This is a genomic window from Kribbia dieselivorans NBRC 106261 (assembly GCF_001552435.1).
Lineage (GTDB): Bacteria > Actinomycetota > Actinomycetes > Actinomycetales > Dermatophilaceae > Kribbia > Kribbia dieselivorans.
In genome coordinates, this window is record NZ_BCRE01000264.1 from 1 (window position 1) to 3,176 (window position 3,176).

At 70.7% G+C, this 3,176-nt stretch carries 3 protein-coding genes; all 3 read left to right on the top strand.

Features of this window, described 5'->3' with window-relative positions; genetic code table 11:
• A partial coding sequence (gene murC, locus KD1_RS15660; RefSeq protein ID WP_068403454.1) for a UDP-N-acetylmuramate--L-alanine ligase occupies window positions 1–1,168 on the top strand: 1,168 nt, incomplete at its 5' end.
• A complete protein-coding gene (locus KD1_RS15665; protein WP_068403456.1) occupies window positions 1,165–1,941 on the top strand; it encodes a cell division protein FtsQ/DivIB in 777 nt (258 codons plus the stop codon). The genes murC and KD1_RS15665, both read left to right, overlap by 4 nt.
• A 266-nt stretch (window positions 1,942–2,207) precedes the next feature.
• Window positions 2,208–3,176, top strand: a 969-nt coding sequence (gene ftsZ, locus KD1_RS15670; RefSeq protein WP_068403458.1) for a cell division protein FtsZ, incomplete at its 3' end; no start/stop codon positions are given.

Below are 3,176 nucleotides of genomic sequence, written 5' to 3' on the forward strand. Positions count from 1 at the left end.
CAACGTCGAACTCGCCGCCGCGCGGGCCGCGGGCATCCCGGTGCTGCACCGCTCCCAGGCGCTGGCCGCGGCGGCGCAGGGCCGCCGCAGGGTGACGATCGCCGGGGCCAACGGCAAGACGACGACCGCCTCGATGCTCACGGTCGCGCTGCGGCACGTCGGCGTGCCGGCCTCGTTCGCGCTCGGCGGGGAGTTGGCCACTGCCGGGACGAATGCCGAGTTGGACGGCGGGCCGGGGGACCCGTTCGTCATCGAGGCCGACGAGTCGGACGGCTCCTTCGTCGTCTACCGGCCCGAGGTGGCCGTCGTCACCAACGTCCAACCCGACCACCTCGACTTCTTCGGCGACTTCGAGCGGGTCAAGGCCGCCTACCTGGAGTTCACCCGCACCATCGAACCGGGCGGTGTGCTCATCGCCTGCGCGGACGACCCGGGCTCCGACGGGTTGGCCGCGGCCGCGGAGGCTGCCGGTGTGCAGACCCTGACCTACGGGCGTGCCGACCATGCCGACGTCCGTCTCACCGATGTGATGTTCGACGGGCTGAACTCGAGCGCGACGATCGTCGACATCGACGGCGAGGAGCGGGCCCTGCGCCTCGGCGTGCCCGGCCTGCACAACCTGCTCAACGCGACCGCGGCGTACCTGGCCGGGTCGACCGCCGGTCTGGGGCACGAGCCGGACGCGATCCTGGCCGGGTTGACCGCGTTCGACGGCACCCGCCGCCGGTTCGAGCGCAAGGGCGAGGTGCGCGGCGTGGTGGTCATCGACGACTACGCGCACAACGTCGGCAAGGTCGACGCGGTGATCTCGACCGCGCGGGCCCTGGCCGATGACCGGCGCGGTGAGCTCATCGTCGTCTTCCAGCCACACCTGTACTCCCGCACTCGAGACTTCGCGACCGGGTTCGCCCGGGCGTTGCGGCCCGCGGACGAGGTCGTGCTGCTCGACATCTATGGCGCCCGCGAGGACCCGGTGCCCGGGGTGACCAGTGAACTCATCGCCGCTCCCTTGCGCGAGGCCGACCGGTCGGTCCGGGTCTCGCCTCGCGAGGAGGTGCCGGCCGGCGTCGCCTCACGCGCCCGCACCGGGGACGTCGTCCTCATCGTCGGCGCCGGGGACGTGACCGAGGTGGGCCCCGAGGTGCTCACCGCCCTCGGAGCGTCGTGACCCGCGTGGCGTTCTGGCGGCGGTCGTCGGCGGCCGAGAAGTTGGCGCAGCGGGCCGACCAGGTGCGTCGGCGCCGGTGGGTGTGGCCGCTGGTGACCGTGGTGGTGGTGGCCGCGCTGGCCGGCGTCGGGTGGCTGACGTTCTTCTCCGACATCCTGGCGGTGCGGCAGGTGAAGGTCGTCGGCGCGCAGACGGCGGACATCGTCGCGATCCGTCGATTGGGCGAGCAGCAGCTGGATCGTCCGCTGGCGCGGGTCGACACCGCGAAGGTCTCGGCCCAGGTCGAGGAGGTCCCGGCGATCTCGCGGGCGGCGGTCGAGCGCGTCTTTCCCCGTACCCTGCGGATCACCGTGACGACCCGCGAACCCGTCCTGGCCGTGCGTAACGCTCAGGGTGAGGTTGAGGTGATGGACGCCGCCGGAGTGGTGTTTCGGCACCCGACATCGCCGCCGAAGGACATCCCCCTGGTCGGCTCCACCGCCGGGCAGATCGGCCCGGCGGGCGTGGCGGCCGCGCTCTCGGTCCTCAACGACCTGCCGCCGACGCTGCGCTCCCGGGTGTCGGACGTCACCGTGGGGGAGGCCGACTCGGTGAGCTTCAAGGTGGGCCCGACGACCGTGCAGTGGGGGGCGGTCGAGCGACCCGAACTCAAGGCACAGGTGCTCGAGGCACTGCTCAGGACGAAGCCGCGACCGACCGAGATCGACGTCTCGGCGCCGGATACCCCGATCACGCGCGGCTCCGGGACGCCGACCACGTCACCGAACGGGTGAGGGTCGACCGTCCCCTGTGCGCCAGTCGATGATCAACTGACCCTCGACTTCATATCAAGACTGTGACGGATGGGGCTGGTGTGGTCAGGCGGGGCCCAGATTGCTCGAAGGCCCGGCGACACGCCCACGGCAGGGTTGCAGTTCGGTGCGCGATCCGCCTACCGTCAGGAAACGGCTTCGTGATCGGACTGTAACCATTGACCTCAGGGTCAGGGTTCGGTCGGCGAATCCGTGCTGGTCAGCACACATCCCAGGAAAGGCGCACCGTGGCAGCACCGCAGAACTACCTGGCCGTCATCAAGGTCGTCGGCGTCGGTGGTGGAGGCGTCAATGCCATCAACCGCATGATCGAGGTCGGCCTCAAGGGCGTCGAATTCATCGCCGTGAACACCGACGCCCAGGCCCTGCTCATGAGCGATGCCGACGTCAAGCTCGACGTGGGTCGCGAATTGACCCGCGGGCTGGGTGCCGGCGCCGACCCCGATGTGGGCCGCAAGGCTGCCGAGGATCACGCGGAGGACATCGAGGAGGTCCTCAAGGGGGCCGACATGGTGTTCGTCACCGCGGGTGAGGGCGGTGGCACCGGTACCGGTGGCGCCCCGGTCGTCGCGAAGATCGCCAAGAACCTGGGTGCCCTGACCATCGGTGTGGTGACCCGCCCGTTCACCTTCGAGGGTCGCCGCCGCGCGAGCCAGGCCGAGTCCGGCATCGCGGCCCTACGGGAAGAGGTCGACACCCTCATCGTCATCCCGAACGACCGACTCCTGTCGATCAGCGACCGGGCCGTGACGATGATCGACGCGTTCCGCTCCGCCGACCAGGTGCTGCTCTCGGGTGTGCAGGGCATCACCGACCTCATCACCACCCCGGGTCTGATCAACCTCGACTTCGCCGACGTCAAGTCCGTCATGCAGGGCGCCGGTTCGGCGCTCATGGGCATCGGCTCGGCGCGCGGTGAGGAACGGGCCGTCCAAGCCGCCGAGTTGGCGATCTCCTCACCCCTGCTCGAGGCGAGCATCGACGGCGCCCACGGCGTGCTGCTCTCCATCCAGGGCGGCAGCGACCTCGGCCTGTTCGAGATCAACGAGGCGGCCCGCCTTGTTCAGGAGGCCGCCCACCCGGAGGCCAACATCATCTTCGGTGCGGTCATCGACGACGCCCTCGGCGACGAGGTGCGCGTGACCGTCATCGCCGCCGGCTTCGACGCCTCCCGCCCGGCCAAGCCGGGGGAGGCC